Origin of the sequence: Roseinatronobacter ekhonensis (assembly GCF_900499075.1) — a bacterium.
Lineage (GTDB): Bacteria > Pseudomonadota > Alphaproteobacteria > Rhodobacterales > Rhodobacteraceae > Roseinatronobacter > Roseinatronobacter ekhonensis.
Window position 1 is genome coordinate 1 of the sequence record NZ_UIHC01000181.1, and the last position, 808, is coordinate 808.

Sequence of the window (808 nt, forward strand, 5' to 3'; positions counted from 1 at the left end):
GAGATATGCGCAGAAGTTGGTGACGCCTGATCAGGCGGCGGCTTGAACGTGGCGGAGGCCGTCGCGGAACTCAACCCCTTGGATGATCTCGGGCAGGCGGTTCCGGCCATCGAGTTTGCGCCATTTCTTCTGCGCTGACATCATCAGCTTGAAGGCCATGGCGAGACCGGTCTTGCGGCTGAGGCAGCCCTTGGTGCGTTTCGTTCGGTGCCTAACGGTGGCGAAGGTGCTCTCGATCGGGTTTGACGACCGGATGTGCTTCCAGTGTTCGGCCGGGTAGTCGTAGAAGGTCAGCAGCGCGTCCCGGTCCTTAACCAGCTTGGCGACCGCCTTGTCCCATTTCACACCGTAGGTCGCGACGAAGAAATCGAAGGCGTCGTTCGCCTCGGCTTTCGTCTCGGCCTGCCAGATGTCATGCAGATGGCCTTTGGCCCTGGCTTGCAGGGATTTCGGCATCGCGTTCAGCACGTTCATGGTCTTGTGGACCCAGCACCGTTGTTCCCGCGTCGTGGCGAATACCTCGCGCAGCGCGGTCCAGAACCCCAGGGCACCATCGCCGATAGCCAGCTTGGGGACCTGCTTCAGGCCACGGCGCTTGAGATCGAGCAGCACCTCGCGCCAGCTTTGCGTGCTTTCGCGGAAGCCGTCGGTCATCGCCAACAGCTCCTTGCGGCCGTATTCATCCGCCCCGACGATCACCAGAACGCATTGTTTTTCCTCAGCCATCCGGGGCTTGAAGTAAACGCCATCGGCCCAGATGTAGAGGAACCGCCGCGTGCCAAGGTCGCGTTTCTGCCAAGCCTCGTAG

General features: G+C 61.5%; 1 protein-coding gene. It reads right to left on the reverse strand.

Features of this window, described 5'->3' with window-relative positions:
- Window positions 1-30 precede the first annotated feature (30 nt).
- Window positions 31-808, reverse strand: a 778-nt coding sequence (locus ROE7235_RS19745) for an IS256 family transposase (protein ID WP_121097760.1), incomplete at its 5' end; no start/stop codon positions are given.